The 3,006-nt window shown below is 60.5% G+C and carries 3 protein-coding genes; all 3 read left to right on the forward strand.

What is annotated here, in order from left to right:
- The first annotated feature begins 181 nt into the window (after positions 1–181).
- From QMX91_RS30290 to QMX91_RS30300, 3 genes are read left to right on the forward strand one after another with little or no spacing between them, the layout of a single operon-like run.
- The gene (locus QMX91_RS30290; RefSeq protein WP_282413845.1) at positions 182–928 is read left to right on the forward strand and encodes a GntR family transcriptional regulator; all 747 of its coding nucleotides are present in this window, start codon (positions 182–184) and stop codon (positions 926–928) included.
- A 1-nt stretch (position 929) separates the two neighbouring features.
- The gene (locus tag QMX91_RS30295) at positions 930–2,660 is read left to right on the forward strand and encodes a fumarate reductase/succinate dehydrogenase flavoprotein subunit (RefSeq protein ID WP_282413846.1); all 1,731 of its coding nucleotides are present in this window, start codon (positions 930–932) and stop codon (positions 2,658–2,660) included.
- 25 nt (positions 2,661–2,685) lie between these two features.
- A complete protein-coding gene (locus tag QMX91_RS30300) occupies positions 2,686–2,931 on the forward strand; it encodes a ferredoxin family protein (protein WP_003225615.1) in 246 nt (81 codons plus the stop codon).
- Positions 2,932–3,006: the final 75 nt, after the last annotated feature.

A 3,006-nucleotide genomic window follows, 5' to 3' on the forward strand; every position in this document is an offset into this window, starting at 1 on the left:
CTCCCGAAGAGGCCGGCATTGCTGGTATTTCCATCGCCTGACACACCGCCTTCGGGAGCAAGCCCCCTCCCACAAGGGTCTGTGTGTCGTCGTGTCTAAGGTTATGCCCAAACAATATTTCTCAAGCTTGTCATAACGTCTCTAAGATCACGTCATAACTCGTTATAACAAGTGATCCCTGATGACCGATAACGTCCTGTCCCTCAGTAGCGTCCCGCTGCACACCCAACTGCGCGATGTCCTGCGCTCACGCATTCTTGATGGCGAATACCCGCAAGACAGCCAGATGCCGTCCGAAAGCGAACTCGGCACGCTGTTCAAAGTCAGCCGCATCACCGTGCGTCAGGCGCTGGGCGATCTGCAGAAAGAAGGGCTGATCTTCAAGATCCACGGCAAAGGCACCTTCGTCGCCAAGCCGAAAACCTTCCAGAACGTCAGCAGCCTGCAAGGCCTCGCCGAGTCCATGACCGGGCGCGGCTACGAGGTGATCAACCGCCTGCGCAGTTTCAAATTCATCCCCGCCGACAAACGTGTCGCCGAGCGCTTGCAGGTGGCCGAAGGCGAGACCGTGGCGCAGATCAAACGCGTACGCCTGATCAACCGCGAGCCGATCTCGCTGGAAATCACCTATCTGCCCAAAGCCGTCGGCGAACGGCTGGAGAAGGCCGATCTGGTGACTCGCGACATCTTCCTGATTTTGGAAAACGACTGCGGCATCGCCCTCGGCCACGCCGATCTGGCGATTGACGCGGTGCTGGCCGACAGCGATTTGACCCAGGCGCTGAACGTCGAGGCCGGCTCGCCGATCATGCGCATCGAACGTCTGACCCACGACGCCAACGGCCAGCCGCTGGACTTCGAACACCTTTACTACCGTGGCGATGCGTTCCAGTACCGCCTGCGGATCGACCGGCAAAAAGGGGCGTGACATGACCCGCAAGATCTTGGAACAGGAATACGACATCGTCGTGATCGGCGGCGGCACTGCCGGCCCGATGGCGGCGATCAAGGCCAAAGAGAAGAACCGCGACTTGCGCGTGCTGCTGGTGGACAAGGCCAACGTCAAACGCAGCGGCGCGATCAGCATGGGTATGGACGGCCTGAACAACGCGATCATCCCCGGGCACTCGACGCCGGAGCAGTACACCAAGGAAATCACCATCGCCAACGACGGCATCGTCAATCAGGCGGCGGTGTACGCCTATGCCACTCATAGCTTCGAGACCATCGAGCAACTGGATCGCTGGGGCGTGAAGTTCGAGAAGGACGAGACCGGCGATTACGCGGTGAAAAAAGTCCACCACATGGGCGCCTACGTGCTGCCGATGCCGGAAGGGCACGACATCAAGAAAGTCCTTTACCGGCAGTTGAAACGCGCGCGGGTGAGCATCACCAACCGGCTGGTCTGCACCCGTTTGCTCACCGACGAGGAGGGCGCGGTCAACGGGGTGATGGGCTTCGATTGCCGCAGCGCTGACTTCCATGTGATCAAGGCCAAAGCGGTGATCCTCGCGTGCGGCGCGGCCGGTCGCCTCGGTCTGCCATCCTCGGGTTACCTGATGGGCACCTACGAGAACCCGACCAACGCCGGCGACGGCTACGCCATGGCCTATCACGCCGGGGCCGAGCTGGCCAACCTCGAATGCTTCCAGATCAACCCGTTGATCAAGGACTACAACGGCCCGGCCTGCGCCTATGTGACCGGCCCGCTGGGCGGCTACACCGCCAACAACAAGGGTGAACGCTTCATCGAGTGCGACTACTGGAGCGGGCAGATGATGTGGGAGTTTCACCAGGAACTGGAAAGCGGCAACGGCCCGGTGTTCCTCAAACTCGATCACCTGGCCGAGGAAACCATCCAGAACATCGAAGAGATCTTGCACAGCAACGAACGCCCGAGTCGCGGCCAGTTCCACGCCAATCGCGGCACCGATTACCGCACGCAGATGGTCGAGATGCACATCTCCGAGATCGGTTTTTGCAGCGGCCATTCGGCGTCCGGGGTGTGGGTCAACGAGCGGGCCGAGACCTCGGTGAAAGGCTTGTACTCGGCGGGTGACATGGCCGCCGTGCCGCACAACTACATGCTCGGCGCGTTCACCTACGGCTGGTTTGCCGGGCAAAACGCGGCGGATTTTGTCGCCGGGCGCGAGTTCTCGACGCTGGATGCCGCGCAGATCGAAACAGAGAAAGCGCGGGTCTACGCGCCGCTGGATCGTGAACAAGGGCTACCGCCGGCGCAGGTCGAGTACAAGCTGCGGCGCTTCGTCAACGACTACCTGCAACCGCCGAAAGTGACCAAAAAAATGCAGATCGGCTTGCAGCGCTTCAGCGACATCGAACGCGACCTCGATCAGATGAAGGCCAACAACGCCCACGAACTGATGCGTGCGATGGAAACCAGTGTGATCCGCGACTGCGCCGAAATGGCCGCACGCGCTTCGCTGTTCCGCGCCGAGAGCCGCTGGGGCCTGTACCACTACCGCGTCGATCACCCGCAGCGCAACGACAGCGAGTGGTTCTGCCATTGCCATCTGAAGAAGGGTGAAGACGGCCGCATGACCAGTTTCAAGAAACCCGTCGAGCCGTACATCATCCCGCTCGATGCCGAAGAAATGCAGGCTTACGACCGCTTGCGGGTGGGCGCGTTCGCCGCTTGATGCATCACCAGAGAGAGTCCGAACCATGGCCTATCAAGCCCAGGAAATCTTCTTCCGCTCCAACGCCCCGGTCACCGTGGACGAGGACAAATGCATCGCCGAAAAGGGCTGCACCGTGTGCGTCGATGTCTGCCCGATGGACCTGCTGGCGATCAACCCGGCCACACAGAAGGCCTACATGGCGTTCGATGAATGCTGGTACTGCATGCCGTGTGAGAAGGATTGTCCGACTGGAGCCGTCAAAGTCGACATCCCTTATCTCCTGCGTTAAACGCTTTCCCCTGTAGGAGTGAGCCTGCTCGCGATAGCGGTGTGTCAGACAACACATCGACATCCAATACACCGC

Source organism: Pseudomonas sp. PS01299 (assembly GCF_029960145.1).
Lineage (GTDB): Bacteria > Pseudomonadota > Gammaproteobacteria > Pseudomonadales > Pseudomonadaceae > Aquipseudomonas > Aquipseudomonas putida_A.

Coding starts and splice junctions, on each gene's coding strand:
- QMX91_RS30290 (WP_282413845.1), top strand. CDS start 182: ATGACCGATAACGTCCTGTCCCTCAGTAGCGTCCCGCTGCACACCCAA.
- QMX91_RS30295 (WP_282413846.1), top strand. CDS start 930: ATGACCCGCAAGATCTTGGAACAGGAATACGACATCGTCGTGATCGGC.
- QMX91_RS30300 (WP_003225615.1), top strand. CDS start 2,686: ATGGCCTATCAAGCCCAGGAAATCTTCTTCCGCTCCAACGCCCCGGTC.